Origin of the sequence: Streptomyces sp. TLI_171 (assembly GCF_003610255.1) — a bacterium.
Classification (GTDB): Bacteria; Actinomycetota; Actinomycetes; order Streptomycetales; family Streptomycetaceae; genus Kitasatospora.
On record NZ_RAPS01000001.1, the window covers coordinates 3,709,830 to 3,727,908 of the forward strand.

At 74.4% G+C, this 18,079-nt stretch carries 18 protein-coding genes; 11 read left to right on the forward strand and 7 right to left on the reverse strand.

Annotation, left to right across the window (positions count from 1 at the left end; genetic code table 11):
- The first annotated feature begins 67 nt into the window (after positions 1–67).
- Complete coding sequence (locus tag BX266_RS16955) at positions 68–1,474, forward strand: MFS transporter (protein WP_099900771.1); 1,407 nt, start codon at positions 68–70, stop codon at positions 1,472–1,474.
- A 116-nt stretch (positions 1,475–1,590) separates the two neighbouring features.
- Complete coding sequence (locus tag BX266_RS16960) at positions 1,591–3,561, forward strand: lamin tail domain-containing protein (protein WP_099900773.1); 1,971 nt, start codon at positions 1,591–1,593, stop codon at positions 3,559–3,561.
- Between the two features lie 3 nt (positions 3,562–3,564).
- Here BX266_RS16960 and BX266_RS16965 read toward each other — a convergent pair whose 3' ends face one another.
- The 3 genes from BX266_RS16965 to BX266_RS16975 all read right to left on the reverse strand — a co-directional run bounded on the left by BX266_RS16965 (position 3,565) and on the right by BX266_RS16975 (position 6,604).
- Positions 3,565–4,635: a methyltransferase domain-containing protein gene (locus BX266_RS16965; protein ID WP_099900774.1), complete on the reverse strand. Its 1,071-nt coding sequence runs from the start codon at positions 4,633–4,635 to the stop codon at positions 3,565–3,567.
- A gap of 158 nt (positions 4,636–4,793) precedes the next feature.
- Positions 4,794–5,450, reverse strand: a complete 657-nt coding sequence (locus BX266_RS16970) for a response regulator transcription factor (protein WP_180290514.1) — start codon at positions 5,448–5,450, stop codon at positions 4,794–4,796.
- The gene (locus tag BX266_RS16975; RefSeq protein WP_259464730.1) at positions 5,447–6,604 is read right to left on the reverse strand and encodes a HAMP domain-containing sensor histidine kinase; all 1,158 of its coding nucleotides are present in this window, start codon (positions 6,602–6,604) and stop codon (positions 5,447–5,449) included. Before BX266_RS16975 ends, BX266_RS16970 begins: the two co-directional genes overlap by 4 nt.
- 157 nt (positions 6,605–6,761) lie before the next feature.
- On the opposite strand from BX266_RS16975, the gene BX266_RS16980 reads away from it, so the two are divergent.
- The 5 genes from BX266_RS16980 (at position 6,762) to BX266_RS17000 (ending at position 11,476) form a co-directional block, all read left to right on the forward strand.
- Positions 6,762–7,676: an ATP-binding cassette domain-containing protein gene (locus tag BX266_RS16980; RefSeq protein WP_099900775.1), complete on the forward strand. Its 915-nt coding sequence runs from the start codon at positions 6,762–6,764 to the stop codon at positions 7,674–7,676.
- Entirely contained in the window at positions 7,673–9,181 is a 1,509-nt protein-coding gene (locus tag BX266_RS16985) for an ABC transporter permease subunit (protein WP_099900776.1), read from the forward strand. The genes BX266_RS16980 and BX266_RS16985 overlap by 4 nt, the downstream gene beginning before the upstream one ends.
- Positions 9,178–9,933, forward strand: a complete 756-nt coding sequence (locus BX266_RS16990; RefSeq protein WP_099900778.1) for an ABC transporter permease subunit — start codon at positions 9,178–9,180, stop codon at positions 9,931–9,933. Before BX266_RS16985 ends, BX266_RS16990 begins: the two co-directional genes overlap by 4 nt.
- Before the next feature lie 206 nt (positions 9,934–10,139).
- Entirely contained in the window at positions 10,140–11,063 is a 924-nt protein-coding gene (locus BX266_RS16995; protein WP_099900780.1) for a hypothetical protein, read from the forward strand.
- 77 nt (positions 11,064–11,140) lie between these two features.
- Complete coding sequence (locus BX266_RS17000; RefSeq protein ID WP_099900781.1) at positions 11,141–11,476, forward strand: hypothetical protein; 336 nt, start codon at positions 11,141–11,143, stop codon at positions 11,474–11,476.
- A gap of 64 nt (positions 11,477–11,540) precedes the next feature.
- Here the strand turns inward: BX266_RS17000 and BX266_RS17005 are convergent, their stop codons facing one another.
- The gene (locus tag BX266_RS17005) at positions 11,541–12,257 is read right to left on the reverse strand and encodes a helix-turn-helix domain-containing protein (RefSeq protein ID WP_099900782.1); all 717 of its coding nucleotides are present in this window, start codon (positions 12,255–12,257) and stop codon (positions 11,541–11,543) included.
- Between the two features lie 233 nt (positions 12,258–12,490).
- On the opposite strand from BX266_RS17005, the gene BX266_RS17010 reads away from it, so the two are divergent.
- The 3 genes from BX266_RS17010 to BX266_RS17020 are packed head-to-tail and all read left to right on the forward strand — an operon-like array spanning position 12,491 to position 14,966.
- Complete coding sequence (locus BX266_RS17010) at positions 12,491–13,159, forward strand: DUF4097 family beta strand repeat-containing protein (protein WP_099900784.1); 669 nt, start codon at positions 12,491–12,493, stop codon at positions 13,157–13,159.
- 35 nt (positions 13,160–13,194) lie between these two features.
- Positions 13,195–14,184, forward strand: a complete 990-nt coding sequence (locus BX266_RS17015; RefSeq protein ID WP_099900786.1) for an ATP-binding cassette domain-containing protein — start codon at positions 13,195–13,197, stop codon at positions 14,182–14,184.
- A complete protein-coding gene (locus BX266_RS17020; protein ID WP_099900788.1) occupies positions 14,181–14,966 on the forward strand; it encodes an ABC transporter permease in 786 nt (261 codons plus the stop codon). Before BX266_RS17015 ends, BX266_RS17020 begins: the two co-directional genes overlap by 4 nt.
- Before the next feature lie 118 nt (positions 14,967–15,084).
- Here BX266_RS17020 and BX266_RS17025 read toward each other — a convergent pair whose 3' ends face one another.
- The 3 genes from BX266_RS17025 to BX266_RS17035 form a co-directional block, all read right to left on the reverse strand.
- A complete protein-coding gene (locus tag BX266_RS17025; RefSeq protein ID WP_099900790.1) occupies positions 15,085–15,900 on the reverse strand; it encodes a hypothetical protein in 816 nt (271 codons plus the stop codon).
- Positions 15,897–16,469, reverse strand: a complete 573-nt coding sequence (locus tag BX266_RS17030) for a SigE family RNA polymerase sigma factor (RefSeq protein ID WP_259464731.1) — start codon at positions 16,467–16,469, stop codon at positions 15,897–15,899. The genes BX266_RS17025 and BX266_RS17030 overlap by 4 nt, the downstream gene beginning before the upstream one ends.
- Before the next feature lie 84 nt (positions 16,470–16,553).
- A complete protein-coding gene (locus BX266_RS17035) occupies positions 16,554–17,585 on the reverse strand; it encodes a sigma-70 family RNA polymerase sigma factor (RefSeq protein WP_099900792.1) in 1,032 nt (343 codons plus the stop codon).
- Positions 17,586–17,665: 80 nt separating this feature from the next.
- On the opposite strand from BX266_RS17035, the gene BX266_RS17040 reads away from it, so the two are divergent.
- A complete protein-coding gene (locus BX266_RS17040) occupies positions 17,666–18,040 on the forward strand; it encodes a VOC family protein (protein ID WP_099900794.1) in 375 nt (124 codons plus the stop codon).
- Positions 18,041–18,079: the final 39 nt, after the last annotated feature.

Consider the following 18,079-nt stretch of genomic DNA (forward strand, 5'->3'; position numbering starts at 1 on the left):
CTATCGACGCCGGACGCGCGGCCAGACCCTGGCGGGGCAGGAGTTCTCCCCGGCCGAGAGGCGCACCATGACCGCGACAGCAACGACCCTTCCGGCTCCGGCCGTTCCGAGTGCCCGCAGGCGGTGGAGCGTGCTGGCGGTGTGCTGCCTGAGCATGTTCCTGGTGGGCCTGGACACCACCGTCGTCAACGTGGGCCTGCCCGCGATCGGGCGTGGGCTGGGCGCGGGAATCCGCAGCCTGGAGTGGACGGTCGACGCGTACACCGTCGTGCTGGCCGGGCTGCTGATCACCTCCGGCGCGCTGGCCGACCGCTTCGGCCGCCGCCGGGTGTTCCGCACCGGGCTTGCGGTGTTCGGCGCCGCCTCGGCGGTCTGCGCGCTGGCGCCCTCGGTGGGCTGGCTGGTGGTGGCCCGGGCCGTGCAGGGCGTCGGCGCCTCGATGCTCAGCCCGGTGGCGCTCGCGATCGTGGTCAACACCATGCCGGACCCGAAGGAGCGGGCCCGGGCGATCGGCGTCTGGGCGTCGGTGTTCGGCCTCAGCATGGCCGTCGGGCCGGTGGTCGGCGGCGCCCTGCTCGCCGGGCTCGACTGGCGCGCGCTGTTCTGGATCAACGCGCCGGTGGTCCTGGTCGCCCTGCTGCTCACCGCGCTGGTGGTGCCCGAGTCCCGGGGGGCGCGGGCCCGCCGGCTCGACCTGTCGGGGCAGGCCCTGCTGTGCCTGGTGATCGGCCTCGGCGTCGGCGTGCTGATCGAAGGTCCGCGGATCGGCTGGGCCTCGCCGGCGGCGCTGGCCGGGTACGGCGCGGTGGCTGCGGCGGCGGCCGGGTTCGGGTGGGTCGAGGCGCGGCGGGACGAGCCGCTGATGGACCTCCGGCTGTTCCGCAGCCCGCAGTTCGGCGGCGCGGTGCTCGGGGCGGTCGCGGTGTTCGTCGCCCTGAACCTCACCCTGCTGCTCAACACCCTCTACCTGCAGCACGGCCGTGGCTTCTCAGCGCTCGCCGCGGGGCTCACCGCCCTGCCGATGGCCGCCGGAGCGACCGTCTGCGCCCCGTGGTCCGGCCGCCTGGTCGGCCGGGTCGGACCGCGCCTGCCGCTGACCGTGGCCGGCCTGTGCGTCGCGGCCGGCGGGCTCTGCCTGGTCGGCCTCGACCGGCACACCGGCCTGCCCCTGCTGACGGCCGCCCACCTGCTGATCGGCATCGGCTTCGGCTTCGCCAACGCGCCGATCACCAACACCGCCGTCGGCGGACTCCCCCCGGCCCGGGCCGGGGTGGCCGGTGCGATCACCTCCACCGCCCGGCAGGTCGGCGCGGCGATCGGCATCGCCCTCGGCGGCGCGCTGCTCGCGCACGCCGCCCCGGCGGAGCTTGCCCGGGCCGCCCGTCCGGGCTGGGCGCTGGTGGCCGGCTGCGGCCTCCTGCTGGTCGTGCTGGCCCGGGCCGGCCAGGGGCGGGCGACGGTCAAAATCTCGTAATGCCGGGGTCCGTCCGTCGAGCTCGGAGGCTGTGAACCTGGCGTTCCGGTGGGGAGCGGGCGGGATTCAGCTGGAGTACACGCTGTCTCCACGTCGGGTCGCGAGAGTTCCGCCCCGTGCCTAACTCACACTCCCGCACCAGCATCGCCTCTGCGTGCGCAGCGGCCCTGACGCTCTCCGGGCTCGCCGTCACCGGTCTGCTCGCCGCGCAGCCCGCGGCGGCGGCGGACCCGTCCGGCTACCAGAACGTCCGGATCAACGAAGTCAGCTCGGCCAACAGCGACACGGTGGAGCTGTACAACACCGGTTCGACGGCGGTGAGCATCAGCGGCTGGAAGATGTCCGACGACAGCTTCGCGGCCCAGACGTTCAGCCCGTCCGCCGGCATCGTCCCGGCCGGCGGCTTCGTCACCTTCAACTCGCCCAAGGGGCTGGGTGACTCGGACAAGCTGGTGATCTTCACGGCCGACGGCACGGTGGTCGACCGGGTCGACTGGGCCGCCAACAAGGCCAAGCCGGCGATGGCGCGCTGCGGCGGCGACGGGACCGGGGCGTGGGTGACCGTGACCACGGCGACCACCTTCGGTTCGGCGAACGCACCGGGCTGCCCGACCGTGCCGGCCGCCGGCAAGGTGCGGATCAACGAGGTCAGCTCGGACGGGTCGGACACCGTGGAGCTGTACAACGGCGGGACCGGCTCGGTCAGCGTCGGGTCCTGGAAGTACGTCGACGCGGACACCACGCACTCCGCGGTGTCGATCTCGTCCTCCTCGCCGAGCGCGACCAGCATCCCGGCGGGCGGCTACCTCACGTTCAACTCGACCATCGGCCTGGGCGACAACGACTCGCTGTTCCTGGTCGACGGCAGCGGCAACACCATCGATTCGGTGACCTGGGCGACCGACGGCGCCAAGCCGTCCGACGAGCGCTGCGCCACCGGCTTCCAGACCTCCGCGACCGCCTCGCTCGGCGCGGTGAACACCTGCACCGGCGCCCCCGGCGGCGGGACGGGCGGCGGCACCCAGACCGGTCAACTGCTGGGCGGCGGCGGCTCGCTGACCAGCGGCTGCACCCCGGAGGCGCCGAGCGGCACCGGCTCGAAGCCGGCCGGCACCTCGGCCTGGCCGGGCGGCCTGGACGTCACCGTCGCGGACGACGTGTGCGCGTTCATCACCTCCACCGGCCCGGAGGGCCGTGACCTCAGCGGCCTGGCGTTCGACCCGTCGAACCCGTCGGTGCTGTGGGCGGCGAAGAACAAGAACTGGCTGTACAAGCTGGTCAAGAGCAACGGCAAGTGGATCCCGGACGCGAGCTGGAGCTCCACCGGCAAGCAGATCCGCTTCGCCGGCGGCTCCGGCCAACCGGACTCCGAGGGCCTGACGGTCGGCGCCAACGGCCACGTCTACGTGACCTCCGAGCGCGACAACAGCAACAACACCGTCCCGAAGGACACCGTCCTGGAGTTCGACCCGGCGGCGGCCGGCACCACCCTGACGCCGGTTCACCAGTGGGACATGACCTCGCAGTTCCCGCAGCTCGACACCGGCAGCAAGGACGACGCCAACCTGGGCTTCGAGGGCGTCGGCTACGTCCCGGACAGCTGGCTGACCGCCAACGGCTGGGTCGACCCGCTGACCGGCGCGGCCTACAACCCGGCGAACTACCCGCTGCACGGCGCGGGCCTGTTCTTCGCCGGCCTGGAGTGGGACGGTTCGCTGCACGTCTACGGCCTGAACTCGGACGGCAGCTTCACCACCTTCGGCGCCATCGCCACCGGCAAGGCCTCGGTGATGGACGTGATGTTCGACGCCGGCACCCAGCGCCTCGTCGCGACCTGCGACAACACCTGCGGCGAGACCCACACCTTCATGAAGGTCAACGCCTCCGGCGCCCTCGTCCCGGACGTGACCTACACCAACCCGGCCGTCATGCCGGTCGACAACCTGGAGGGCTTCGCGCTCGCCCCGACCTCGACCTGCGTCAACGGCTTCCGCGAGGCGGTGTGGAGCGACGACGGCATCTACGGCTTCGGCTCCGGCAGCTCCACCTACGGCCACGCGATCTACAGCGGCACATTCCCCTGCTGATCGTCAGTGCCGGGCCACGAAGTAGACGTTCAGGATGTCGCCCTCGACGCGCCGGGTGTCGATCCGGCCGAAGCCGGCCTCGGTGAGCATCCGGCGGGCGGTCTGCTCGCCCCAGACGGTGCCGAGGCCCTCACCGCCCTCGCTGAGCGAGACGCTCATGCAGTAGAAGACCGAGAAGGCGTAGAGCGCGGGGCAGAGCGGGTGGCCGATGTTCTCCTCCAGGCGGCTGGAGGCGGCGATGTCGCCCATCAGGAAGACGCCGTCCGGGCGCAGCGCGCGGGACACCGCGGCCAGCGTGCGGGTGGGACGGGCCAGGTCGTGGATCACGTCGAAGGCGGTCACCAGGTCGTAGGAGCCGGTGAGTTCGGCGCTGTCGCCGGCCTCGAACCCGGTGTTGGCGAGGCCGAGGGAGGCGGCTTCGGCGCGGGCGGCGGCGATGCCCTCCTCGGAGCGGTCCAGGCCGTGGAACCTGCTGGCGGGGAAGGCCCGGGCCAGCACGTTGACCGCGTGGCCCTGCCCGCAGCCGACGTCGACGGCGTCGATGCCCGCGGTCAGGCGCTCGGTCAGGCCGGGGACGAGCGGCACGATGCCGTCCACCAGTGCCAGGTCGTAGACCTCGCCGGACTCCTCGGCCTGCAGCTTCTGGAACCTGGGGTAGGCGGAGTACGGGACTCCCCCGCCGGTGCGGAAGGCTTCCAGGACCTGCTGGTCGACCTCGGCGAGCATGCCGAGGTCCTGGACGATCCGCGCCAGGTTGTCGGGGCCGGCGGCCCGGGTGAGCGAGGCGGCGTGCTCCGGCGGCAGCCGGTAGGTCCGGTGCTCGGGGTCGTAGTCGACGACTCCGCCGGTGACCATCGAGCCCAGCCACTCCCGGACGTAGCGCTCGTTCAGCCCGGCGGCCCGCGCGACCTGCTCGCTGGTGGCCGGTCCGTCCAGGCCGGCCATCACGTCGAACAGGCCGCTCTCGTGGCCGAGGCCCGCCATCAGGCCCAGGCAGGCGTCGTTCACCACCTGGACCATCCGCCCGGCGAACGCCTCCTGCTTCGCCCGGTCCAGTTCCACCACCGCGGACATCGCTCCTCCTTCCGCACCGGAGCACCCGGGGCGACGGGTACGGCTGCCCGCGGCCGGTGACCCGGTGAGCTGCTCGGCCCCTCCTTCCCTGGTCACGCTAGTCGCCCGCCCGCCGAGCGCCCTGCCGGGACGGTCGGCGGCCGTCGGCTGCGGCGGGGTCAGCCGATCCGGTAGCCGACGGTGGGGGTGGTGCGGATGACCGCGGGGTCGCCGAGTTTGCGCCGCAGCCGGCCGACGGTGACGGCGACGGTGTTGGTGAACGGGTCGGCGTTCTCGTCCCAGACCTGTTCGAGCAGGGCCTCGGCGCTGAGGTGGGCGGGGCTGGCCCGGAGCAGCGCGGTGAGGACCTCGAACTCCTTGACGGACAGCTCCAGGGGGCGTCCGTCGCGGGTGGCGGTGCGGTGGACGGGGTCGAGTTCGAGGCCCGCGGCGCGCAGCACCCGGGGGCGGGAGTAGGGGCGGCGGCGGGCCAACGCCCGCAGGCGCAGCACGAGTTCGGGGAAGTGGAAGGGCTTGACCAGGTAGTCGTCGGCGCCCAGGCCGAGGCCGGTGACCCGGTCGGCGGGGGTGTCGGCGGCGGTGAGCATCAGGACCATCGGGCGGTCCTCCCGCTCGGTGATCATCCGGCAGAGGGCGTCGCCGTGGATGCCGGGCAGGTCGCGGTCGAGGACCACGGTGTCGTACGCGGTGGTGTCGAGCTTGGCGGCGGCCGCCAGGCCGTCGTGGGCCAGGTCGACGGCCATGCCCTGGTCGCGGAGTCCTTCGGCGATGAGTTCGGCGAGCGGGCGGGCGTCCTCGACCACCAGGACCCTCATGCGGGGCCTCCGGCGGGCGGGAGTCCGACGGTGACCCGCAGACCGCCGTCGGGGCGGGGGTCGAGGCGGAGCGTGCCGCCGTGGGCCTCGGCGACGGCGGCCGCGATGGCCAGGCCGAGGCCGGTGCCCTCGCCGGTGCGGGCGGCCCCGTGCCGGTGGAACGGGCGTACCAGCAACGCAGTCTGATCGGCCGTCAGCAACGGACCGCCGTTCTCCACCACCAGGCCGCCGGGGCGGACGGTGACGCGCAGCCAGCCGCCGGGCTCGTTGTGCAGCACCGCGTTGGCGACCAGGTTGTCGACCAGCCGGGCGAGCAGGGTGCGGCTGCCGTGGACCAGCGCCCCGGGGTCGCGGTCCCGGGTGACGGCGAGGCGCCGGGCGGCCAGGTCCTCGGCGTGGTCGGCGAGCGCGGCGGCGGCGAGCTCGTCGAGGGGGACGGTGTCGGCACCGGGAAGGACGCCGTGCTGGGCCCGGGCGAGGGTGAGCAGGCCCTCCAACAGCCGGTCGGTGCGGTCCAGTTCGGGCCGGATCCGGTCGGCCAGGGTACGGGCCTGGGCGGGCAGCGGGCCGGGCTTGGCGAGCGTGACGTCGACGGCGGTGCGCATGGTGGCGAGCGGGGTGCGCAGCTCGTGGGAGGCGTCGGCGACGAAGCGGCGCTGAGCGGTGAAGGCGGCCTCCAGCCGGGCCAGCAGCTCGTCGATGGTGTCGCCGAGGTCGCGCAGTTCGTCGTGCGGCCCGCCGACGGCCAGTCGCCGGTGCAGGTGGTCGGCGGTGATCCGCCGGGTGGCGGCGGTCATCGCCCGGACCGGGCGCAGCACCCGCCCGGCGGCGTACCAGCCGATCAGCACGGAGAGCACGGCCATCACGGCGAGCCCGACGGCGGAGCCGAGCAGCAGCTGGCGGGTCAGGTCGTGCTGGGCTTCGGCGAGTTGGTGCTGGAGTTCGGCGATCCGCCGCACCGCGTCGGGGTCGGCGGCGGGGTTGTCGGGGCCGGGGGCCGCCTCGATGGCGCCGCCGGTGACCAGCGAGACGACGGCGAGCATGGCCGCGCCGGAGGCCAGCGCCAGGCCCGCGTACAGCGCGGTGAACTGGCGGCGGACGCTGCGCCGGCGCGCGGGCCGGCCCGGCCGTCCGGGTCGTCCGGGGTGCTCCACCGGCCTCGCCGCCTCTCGTCGCCGGCCGGGCGTTCCGGCCTGTCCGCCCAGGCTAGGCGAGCCGACCTAACAGCGGCGTGACAGCGGCCGTTCGGCCGGTGTGAGCCGCCCGGCGGGAGCGTGGCGGTCGTTGGCACCGGGCGCCCGAGGAGGAGCGATGGACGGTATCGAGGTGGTGGGGCTGCGCAAACGCTTCGGCGGGACGCAGGCCCTGGACGGGATGACCTTCACGGTGCGGCCGGGGCGGGTGACCGGGTTCGTCGGCCCGAACGGCGCGGGCAAGTCCACCACCATGCGGGTGGTGCTCGGGCTGGATGCCCCGGACGAGGGTCGGGCGCTGGTCGGCGGCCGCCCGTACCGGAGCCTGCGCAGCCCGCTGCGGCAGCTGGGTTCACTGCTGGACGCCGGGGCGGTGCAGCCGGGTCGGACGGCCCGCAACCACCTCATGTGGCTGGCGCACTCGCAGGGCCTGCCGGCCCGGCGGGTGGACCAGGTGCTGGAGCGGGTCGGCCTGGCGGAGGCGGCGCGCCGCCAGGCCGGCGGGTTCTCGCTGGGCATGCGGCAGCGCCTGGGCATCGCGGCGGCGCTGCTCGGCGACCCGCCGGCGTTGATGCTGGACGAGCCGTTCAACGGCCTGGACCCGGACGGCATCCGGTGGATCCGCGAACTGCTGGCGGGGCTGGCGGCGGACGGCCGGGCGGTGCTGGTGTCCACCCACCTGATGGGCGAGCTGGAGGACGTCGCCGGACAGGTGGTGGTGGTCGGCCGCGGTCGGGTGCTGGCCGACGCGGGCGTGGCCGAGCTGCTGGCCGGGGTGGCTTCCGGGCGGGTCACGGTGCGGACCGCCGAGCCGGGCCGGGCCGCCGAGGTGCTGTCCCGGGCCGGGGCCGACGTCCGCGTGACGGGCCCTCAGGAACTGTGGGTGACCGGCCTGCCGGGCGAGCGGATCGCCGCCCGGCTCGGCGCGGCGGGCGTGCCGTTCGCCGAACTGTCCGGGCACCGGGCCGGCCTGGAGGACGCCTACCTGGCGCTCACCCGGGACGCCGTGCAGTACCGGGGGGTCGGACGGTGAGCGCGCTGCACGCCGAGTGGACCAAGTTCCGCACCCTGCGCGGCCGGATCGCGGCCCTGGTCGGCGCCGCGCTGGCCTCGGTGCTGTTCCTGCTGGTCGGCACCACCTCGGGCGCGGACCACCCGCAGGACCCGGCGCCGTTCCCGGTTGGGCCGGGCGGCGAGGCGGTCAACGACAACGCGTACTTCCTGCACCGGGAGTTGACCGGCGACGGCACGGTCACCGTCGCGGTGACGGCGCTCACCGGCCTGCGGTCCGATCCGGCGGGCGGCCCGGACGCCACCGTCCCGGGGGTCACGCCCTGGTCCAAGGCGGGCGTCCTGGTCAAGCAGAACCTCACCCCGGGCTCCGGGTACGCCGCGGTCACGGCCACCGCCGGGCACGGCGTCCGGATGCAGCACGACTACACGCACGACCTGGCGGGCCTGCCCGGCGCCCCCTCGGCCGGTGCCCCGCAGTGGCTCCGCCTGGTCCGCACCGGCGCCGAGGTCACCGGGTACGACTCCCCCGACGGCGTGCGGTGGACGGCCCTGGGCGTCGCCCGGCTGACCGCCCCGGACGCGCCCGTGCAGGTCGGCCTGTTCGTCGCCGCCCCGGCCGCGATCGACACCGCCGACGGCGGCGGCAGCGCGCCCGCCCTCGCCACCGGCCGGTTCGGACGCCCCTCGCTGGACGGCGCCTGGGCCCACCAGAACGGCAGTTGGGAAGGCACCCAGCTGGGCGGCAGCGCCGGCGGCTCGGGCAGCTACCCGCCCGGCACCTCGGGCGACTGGACCTCGGACCCCGACGGCGGCTGGACCCTCACCGGCGCGGGCGACCTCGCCCCGGTGGTCGGCGGGCCCGCGGGCGGACCGGCGTTCACCGTGGAGACCTCGCTGATCGGCACCTTCGTCGGCCTGCTCGTGCTGGCCGTGCTCGCCGTCCAGTTCGCCACCGCCGAACACCGGCGCGGCCTGCTCGGCGCCACGCTCGCGGCGACGCCCCGACGCGGCCGGGTGCTGGCCGCAAAGTGCACCGTGGTGGCCGCCGCCGCCTTCACCGTCGGCGCGGCCGTCGCCACCGTGAGCATCCCGCTCGGCCGGATGCGCGCGCACGCCACCCACTTCGCCGTCCTCACCGTCCCGGGCGCGGTGGAACTGCGGGCCGTCCTCGGCACCGGCCTGCTGCTCGCCGCGACGGCCGTGCTGGCGCTGGCCCTCGGCACGGCGCTGCGGCGCAGCGCCACCGCGATCACCACCGTGGTCGCCACCACCGTCCTGCCCTACCTGCTGGCCTTCGGCGGCCTGCTGCCCGCCGGCCCCGCCGAGTGGCTGCTCCGCCTCACCCCGGCGGCAGGGTTCGCCGTCCAACAGACCCTCCCCCGCCACGCCCACGTCCTCAGCGTCTACACCCCCGCCTCCGGCTACTTCCCGCTCTCCCCGTGGACCGGCCTGGCCGTCCTGCTCGTCTGGACCGCCCTCGCCGTCACCACCGCCGCCGTGCTGCTCCGCAGGAGGGACGCATGACCACGCTCCACCGGGCCTGCCGGGCGGAATGGACGAAGCTGCGCACCGACCCCGCCGCGTGGTGGCTGCTGTTCGGCCTGGTCGCCGTCACCGTCGGGGTCGGCGCGGCCGTCGCCGCCGGAGCGCACTGCCCGCCGACCGGCTGCGCGCGCGACCGAGTACCGCTCGCCCTCTCCGGGGTGACGGTCGGTCAGGCCCTCGCGGCCGTCTGCGCGGTCCTGCTGGTCGGCGGCGAGTACGCCACCGGCCAGATCCGCACCACCCTCGCGGCCGTCCCCCGGCGCGGCGCCGTCCTGGCCGCGAAGGCCACCGTGCTGACCGGCGCAGTGCTCGCCGCCGGCGCGTTCGCCGTTCCGGTCACCCTGCTGACGACCCGTCCGCTGCTGCCGGACCCGCCGTCACTCACCGACGGGCCGACCCTGCGGGCGGCCGCCGGCACCGTCCTCTACCTGGCACTGATCGCCCTGCTGGCCCTCGGCCTCGCCACCGCCCTGCGCGACTCGGCCGCCGCCACCGGCGCCGTGCTCGCCCTGCTGTACCTGTTCCCGTTGCTCGCCCACGTCGTCACCGACCCCGACCTGCAGCGCCTGCTCGCCAGAATCGGCCCCATGCAAGCCGGCCTCGCCATCCAGGCCACCACCCACCTCGACCGGCTCCCGATCGCCCCCTGGCCCGGCCTCGGCGTCCTCACCCTCTGGACCGCCGGCGCCCTCCTCCTCGGCGCCACCCTGCTCCGCCTCCGCGACGCCTGATGACCGGCTGACAGATATCGCAACTGATCGGCCGGACCTGCGATTTGGGTGAACTGTTCGGACCGGATCCGACTGTCCGTTGCACGATGTCGACCGTGTCGATCTTCTGACGGCCCGTGTGTTACGTTCCGCACGCTCACCAGAAAATTACGACCCCGGCGGTGCTACCAACACCCCGGGGCCTGGCACAGGAGTCAACGCTCCCCATGCACATTCATCGTAGCGCGCACGCGCGCAACTTCACGGTTTTGCCCAACGAACTGCTGCAGGACCGGCAGCTGACCTACACCGCCCGCGGGTTGCTCACCGACCTGCTCTCGCGCCCGGACGGCTGGCGCGAGGACGGGCGGCAGATGGCCGACAGCAGCCCGCAGGGGCGGGGATCGATCAGGGACGCCCTGCACGAGTTGGTCGCTGCCGGGTACTACGTGGTCGAGAAGGTCCGGATGTCCGACGGCACGATCGTCAGTGAGGTCCACGTCTTCGACACTCCGCAGCAGGTGCAGCCGGGTACCACCCGTCCGGTACCCGGTGGAGCGGCTGCCGGTGGTGCTGACGCCCTACTAAAGAACCCGGAAAAAGAACCCTCCCTCCCGGCGGACTGCGCGTCCGACGACGGGCCGGACGCGGGAGGGCCGACCGGGGAGCCACCGGCGGAGCCGGACGGGCGGTTCCGCGAGGCAGTCGACACGCTGTTCCGGGTGATCCGGCCCGAGCCGCGGCTGCGGCTCGGCGAGGCCGAGGCCCGTTCGCTCGCCCCACTGGTCGCCCGGTGGCTGGAGCGCGGCGCGACCCACGTCGACCTCGCGCACGCCCTGCTGCCCGGCCTGCCCGTCCCGTTGCATTCGCCGACCGCGGTGCTCCGCAACAGACTCGAGCGCAAACTGCCTCCGCTCCGGGCCACGCCCACTCGCCGGGCGGCGGCCAGGTACGCGGAGTGCGCCAAGTGCCACGACCCGGTGCCCGCGCCGGGCATCTGCCGGCCGTGCGCGGGCCTCGGGCCCGTTCGCGCCCGGCCCACCGGGGTTGACGCAGGGACGGCTCGCGCCGGTGCCAGGCGGGTTCGCGAGGCCGTGCGCGCGGCGAGAACGGCGATCCCGGTCGGCGCGATCGGCCAGTGGCTCGGCTGACCGGGCCTCCGGGCCGTACCATGCCCGGGCCTGCCGGACGTTCGGCTCCGGCACCGCCGAGGAGGGGACCCCGAGAGATGACCGGACAGACCGCGAACGTCACCGATGAGCGGTTGTGCTGGCTGCTCGCCCGCGATCAGCTCGCCAAGCAGTCGGCCCGGCCCGGGGCGTTCGGCTGGTTCACCCTGGTGGTGGGCGCGCTCTCCTGGCGCGGCCGGGGGGCGCGGCAGGGCCGGGAGATGCGCCAGGAGCGTTCCTCGCAGCGGACGGCGGACTACGCGCTGGCAGTGGACGACGCCGCCGAGACGCTGACCGCCGACGAGCGGCGGCGGCTCCGCGCCACCCGGCAGTTGCCGGAGTGGTTCATGGCCGACGTCGAGCGGCGCTACGCCGCGATCCGCAAGGCGTACTGACGCCGCGTCGACTCCGCCCGGCCCGCCGCCACCTGCCGCCCGGCGACCCCCGACCGACGTGGCGTCAGGAGTCGGCGGGCGGGGTGAGGAGGACCTCGCGGGCCTGCTCGGCGGCGCGCAGGATGCTGTCGGTGATGAAGTCGAGGAAGCGGGCGATGTTCTCCAGGCGGGCGCCGGCGGGGGTGTCCGGGCCCAGGACGGTGGCGCCCTGACGTGCGGCGTCGACCACGGCGGAGTTGGCGCGGGCGCTGGCGACGCTGGCCCGGTACCAGATGTCGCCGTCCACCAGGTAGCGCTCGCGACGGCGGTCGTCGCTCTCGCGGCGGATCATGCTCTGCTCGTCGAGGAAAGCGACGGCCTTGGACACCGAGGCGGGACTGACCTGGAGCCGCTGGGCGAGTTCGGCCGCGGTCAGGCTGCCGGAGTCGGTGATCAGCAGGGCGGCCAGCACCCGGGAGGGCATCCGACTCATGCCGGATGCCATGAAGACGGTGGTGAAGACCTCCTCGAAGGCGCCGACCGCCTCGGGGTCCCGGCCGTCGGCGGGCCGGTCGGCGGCGGGGCCGCGCTGCGCGGTCGGCCGGCGGTGGGCGCGGTGCCCGGTGGCGCGGTGGGCGAGGTCGGCGCGGTAGCCGGTCGGGCCGCCGTTGCGCATGACCTCGCGGGTGACGGTGGAGGTCGGGCGGTCGAGGCGCCTGGCGATCTCCGCGTAGGCCAGGTCGTCGGCCAGTCCCAGCGCGATCTGCTGGCGTTCCTGCTGGGTGAGCCTGCCTCCCGGCATCGCGGTCTCCTTCGTCGGTGCGTGGTGGCTCCAGCATAGCGTTCACCGGCATTCCATTGCAACGGCCACACCCTTGACGTTGCGTTAGTTTCAGAACCATTGCAACGATTTATTGGCTCCCACCTGCGCATATGTATGTCCGGTGCAACAAGGCCGTTGCCACTTCCTTGAACGCAACGTAGCGTTTCCATCGTCAGAAACGCAGCGGGCAAGAAACAGCCAAGGAGCACACCGTGCCGAAGTTCGCCACCACCACCGCCGTCACCACCGTCCTCGACATCCCCGCCGGCCACATCCGGCTGATCGCCGCCGACCGCACCGACGCCGTCGTCGAGGTCCGCCCCGCCAACCCCAACAAGAGCCGCGACGTCCAGACCGCCGAACAGACCGAGGTCACCTTCACCGACGGCGTCCTGCGCATCGCCACCGCCCCGCCGAAGAACCGCATCCTCGGCCACCCCGGCGCCCTCGAAGTCACCGTCCAACTCCCCCTCGGCTCCCGCGTCGAGGCCAAGACCGCCGACACCGAACTCCGCGGCGTCGGACGCCTCGGCGAGGTCACCCTCGACACCGCCCGCGGCACCGTCAAGCTCGACGAAGCCGCCGGCGCCACCCTCACCCTCCAGGACGGCAGCATCGAGATCGGCCGCCTCACCGGCCCCGCCGACCTCACCACCACGCGCGGCGACCTCACCGTCACCGAAGCCACCCGCGGCGCCCTCCGCCTCACCACCCAGTCCGGGTCCATCACCGTCGGCGTCGCCCGCGGCACCTCCGCCTCCCTCGACGCCGGCACCGCACTCGGCCGCATCCACAACGCCCTCCGCAACGCCGACGACACCCCCGCCGTCACCATCCACGCCACCACCGCCATGGGCGACATCACCGCCCGCACCGTCTGATCCACCCTCAACCCACCGCGGCAGAAGGAGCACCCATGACCACCGGCCTGGCCATCTCGGCGAACGGGCTGCGCAAGTCCTACGGCGACAAGACCGTTCTGGACGGCGTCGACCTCACCGTCCCGGAAGGCACGATCTTCGCCCTGCTCGGCCCGAACGGGGCCGGCAAGACCACCGCCGTCAAGATCCTCTCCACCCTGGTCCGGGCCGGCGAGGGCAGCGGCCCGATCCGGATCGGCGGCCACGACCTGGCCGCCGCCCCGCAGGCGGTGCGCGCCGCGATCGGCGTCACCGGCCAGTTCTCCGCGGTCGACGGCCTGATCACCGGCGAGGAGAACATGCTGCTGATGGCGGACCTGCACCACCTCTCCAAGGCGGAGGGCCGCCGGGTCGCCGCCGAACTGCTGGCCCGCTTCGACCTCACCGAGGCCGCGAAGAAGCCCGCCTCCACCTACTCCGGCGGCATGAAGCGCCGCCTCGACATCGCGATGACCCTGGTCGGCGACCCGCGGATCATCTTCCTCGACGAGCCGACCACCGGGCTCGACCCGCGCAGCCGACACGGCATGTGGCAGATCATCAGGGAGCTGGTCACCGGCGGCGTCACGGTCTTCCTCACCACCCAGTACCTGGAGGAGGCCGACGAACTCGCCGACCGGATCGCCGTCCTGCACAACGGCGTGATCGCCGCCGAAGGCACCGCCGAGGAGCTCAAGAGGCTGGTCCCCGGCGGGCACGTCCGGCTCCGCTTCACCGACCCCGCCGGCTACCGCGCCGCCGCCGACACCCTCGCCGAGGGCGCCCGCGACGACGAGTCGCTGACCCTGCGGGTCCCCAGCGACGGCAGCCAGCGCGCCCTGCGCTCCGTCCTCGACCGCCTGGACGCCGTCGGCGTCGAGGCCGAGGAGCTGACCGTGCACACCCCCGACCTCGACGACGTGTTCTTCGCCCTCACCGGCGCCCCCGCCGTCCCCGCCCAGTCCACCGCCCCCGCCGCCACTCAGTCCGAGGAGACCGCACGATGAGCACTCTCGCCCTGGCCGTCCGCGACTCGTCCACCATGCTGCGGCGCAACCTGCTGCACGCCCGGCGCTACCCGTCGCTCACCCTGAACCTGCTGCTCACCCCGGTGATGCTGCTCCTGCTGTTCGTCTACATCTTCGGCGACGCGATGAGCGGCGGAATCGGCGGCGGCGACCGGGACGCGTACGTCGCCTACCTGGTGCCCGGCATCCTGATGATGACCATCGGCTCCACCGTGGTCGGCACCGCGGTCTCGATGGCCACCGACATGAACGAGGGCATCGTCGCCCGGTTCCGCACCATGGCGATCCACCGCGGCTCGGTGCTGATCGGGCACGTGATCGGCAGCGTCCTGCAGTCGGTGGCCAGCGTGGTGCTGGTCGGCGCGGTCGGCGTGGCGATCGGCTTCCGCTCGCACGACGCCTCGGTCCTGGAGTGGCTGGCCGCGTTCGGCCTGCTCGCCCTGGTCGCGCTCGCCTTCACCTGGATCGCCGTCGGCATGGGCCTCGGCAGCCCGAACGCGGAGGCCGCCAGCAACAGCGCGATGCCGCTGATCCTGCTGCCGCTGATCTCCAGCGCCTTCGTCCCGCTGCACTCGATGCCCGGCTGGTTCCAGCCGATCGCCCAGTACCAGCCCTTCACCCCCGCCATCGAGACCCTGCGCGGCCTGCTGCTCGGCACCGGCATCGGCAACAACTGGTGGATCGCCCTGCTCTGGTGCGCCGGCCTCACCGTCCTCGGCTACTACTGGTCGCGGGCCCAGTTCGACCGCGACGCCGAGTAAGCCCCTTGAGTCCGGACCGCACCACGCACCACCCAGCACCACCCAGCACCACCCGCAACGCCCACGGGCGGCGCGCACCGGAGCCGACTTCCCGGTGCGCGCCGCCCGTTGTGCTGGGTCAGGCAGCGCGCGACGGCCAGGTCCGCGGCGGCAGCACCGCGGCCACCTGCTGCCACACCGGGTCGAGCACCAGCGCGGTGAGCTGATCACCGTTCAGGACCGGCGGGCCGGGGTAGAGGTCGGTGCCCCCGCCCGGCAGCGGCACCGTCGCCGACCCCGCCGTGACCATGCTCCCGTCGGTGCCGAAGAGGGTGGCGCGCCAGTCCTGCTCGCCGCCCAGCCCCGCGGGCTGCACCTCGACCAGCAGGACGCTGCCGTCCGCCCGCCTCGTGCTGGTGCAGCCCTTGACCTCACCGCACCGGTCCGCGTTGGGCTGGGCGCTGCCGCCGCCCCGCAGGGCCAGCACGTGGGTGACCTCGATCCGGACGGTGCCGGTCCTCCCGTCCTTGGTGAGGGTGTACGCCGCCCCGGCCACGCCGTCCTGCGGAGCGGGGGCCCAACTCGCGCCGGGCACGAAACCGTCCGGGATCCGCGCCTTGAGCAACGTGGGAACGTCGGAGGCGCGCACCGGGGCGGCACTCGGCGCGGGGGAAGCGGACGCGGAGGGCGCGGCCGACGCACTCGGCGCGGTGGCCGAGGCGGCGCCGTGGCCGCTGGGGCCGGTGGCGCCGCCCGTCGGGCCGAGCCCGAGGACGACGCCGGCCAGCGCGAGCGCGCCGACCGCGGTGGCGCTGCCCGCGACGGTCGCGGCCCGCAGCCGCCGGCGGCGCCGGCCGCGCCCCACCAGTTCGGTCACCGGCGCCGGACCGGCCGGTCCGTGACGGTCCGCCAGCTCGCTCAGCGCGCGGGACATCAGCTCGTGGTCGGTGCTCATGGGGTGACGGCCTCCTGGTTCCTCGACTGGTTCCTCGACTGCTTGTTCGCCCGGGTGTTCGCCCGGCTGCCCGCCTCGCTGCCCGGCCGGTCTCCCGCCAGGGCGGTGCGCAGCCTGGCCATCGCCCGGTGGTGCTGGCTCTTGACGGTGCCGACCGAGCACCCGAGGACGGCCGCGGTGTCCCGCTCCGACAGGTCCTCGAAGTGCCGCAGCACCACCACGGCGCGCTGCCGGGGCGCGAGCGCGGCCAGCGCGCCGTGCAGGTCCGCCAACTCCTCGACGGCGGCGCCGCCCCCGCCCGGGGTGTCCGGCGGCTCGGCGATGAGCAGCTCGCGGCGGCGTCGCCGCCACCAGCTGATGTGGTTGTTGACGAGCATCCGCCGCAGGTATGCGTGCGGGTCGTCGGCGGCCATCCGGTGCCAGCGGACGTAGAGCTTGACCAGGCAGTCCTGGAGCAGTTCCTCGGCGCGGTGCCGGTCGCCCGCTATCAGCGTGGCCGTGCGCAGGTGCCGCGGCCAGGCGGCCGCGACGAAGGCCGCGTAGGCGTCGTCCTCGTTTTCTCGACTCACACCGACCAGACGCCCGGGCCCGGCGGAAAGGTTGTCAGCCGTTGTCGGCGACACCCCGATGCCCGTTCCGGGGCCCGATCCGACTCAGGGCAGCTCCGTCGGCAGCCCGAACGCCGCGAACTGCTCGGCGCCGAGGAAGGAGGTCAGCGCGGCGATCCGGCCGTCGGTCGTCAGGTCGAGCACGGTGATCGACCAGGCGGTGTGCCCGGCGTCGGCGGCCGGACCGACGTAACAGGCAACGGCAGGGCGGGAGTTGGCCTCGACGACGGTGGTCCGCCAGCTGGGGCAGCGGGTGAGCGGGACGGCCACCGCGAACGCCATCACGGCGGACCGGCCGCGGTACCAGTGCGGAAGCGGCGGCATCGACCAGGTGACGTCCTCGGTGAGCAGCGCGACCAGCGCGTCCGCGTCACCGCGTTCCAGGGCGGCGCCGTACGCGGCGGCGGTCTCCCGGACCAGCGCGTCGTCGGGCATCCGCCCCCGGGCAGGGGCGTTACGGGCGAGTTGGCGGCGGGCCCGGGCCAGCGCCGACTGGACCGAAGCGGCGGTGGTGTCCATCAGCGCGGCGATCTCGGCGGCGGAGAACCCGAGCACGTCGAACAGCAGCAGCGCGGCGCGCTGATTGCCGGGCAGGTGCTGGAGGGCCGCGACGAACGCCAACTCGACGGCCTCGCGCTGCTCGTAGCGGGCCGCGGGGTCGGCCGGCCCGGCGGCGAGACCCGCGGTCGGGTACGGGCCGAGCCAGGCGGTTCCGGTATCGGGAGCGCTGTCGAGGACGACCCGCTCGCTGGCGGGCCCGAGGTCGACGGGCAGCGCGCGCCGACCGCGGCGTTCGGCGGCGTCCAGGCAGGTGCGGGTGGCGACGGTGTACAGCCAGGCCCGCAGCGAGTGGTGGCCGGCCCGTCCCTCGAACCGGTCGATGCCGCGCCAGGCCCGCAGCAGCGCCTCCTGCAGGGCGTCCTCGGCGTCGTGCGCGGAGCCGAGCATCCGGTAGCAGTGCGCGTGCAGCTCCCGGCGCAGCGGGCCGGCCAGCCGGGCGAACGCGGCGTCGTCGCCGGCCCGGGCGAGGGCCAGGTCGGCGGCGGGATCGGCGGCTCCGGAAGAAACCTCGCTCATGGGCGACGATTCTGCCCCACCGGCCCGGTCTCCCCTTCGAACGGCTTTCCGTTCCCGAGGACCCGACGAAGGAGCCCGTGATGACCGACGCCCCGCACACCGCCGCCCCGCACACCGCCGCCTGGTTCGACCTGTCCAGCCCCGACGCGCCGCGGGCCCGCGCCTTCTACGGCGAGCTGTTCGGCTGGCCGGTACGGGTCCTGGACGAGACGTACGCGCTGGTCGGCGACGACGGCTCCGGCCGGCCGACCGGCGGCATCGGCCAGGCCGGACCGGACGCCCCGTACACCGGGTTCGCCGTCTACTTCCGGGTCCCTGACCTGGACGCGGCCCTGGAGCACGCCGTCCGGCTCGGCGGCTCCCGCCGCCTGGAACCCCAGCCGGTGCCGGGTGGTGACCGTCTCGCGGTGTTCACCGACCCGGACGGCAACGCGGTCGGCCTGCTCGGCAAGTAGCGCGGGCGCGCCCGGGGGGCCCGCTCGGTGGAGCGGGCC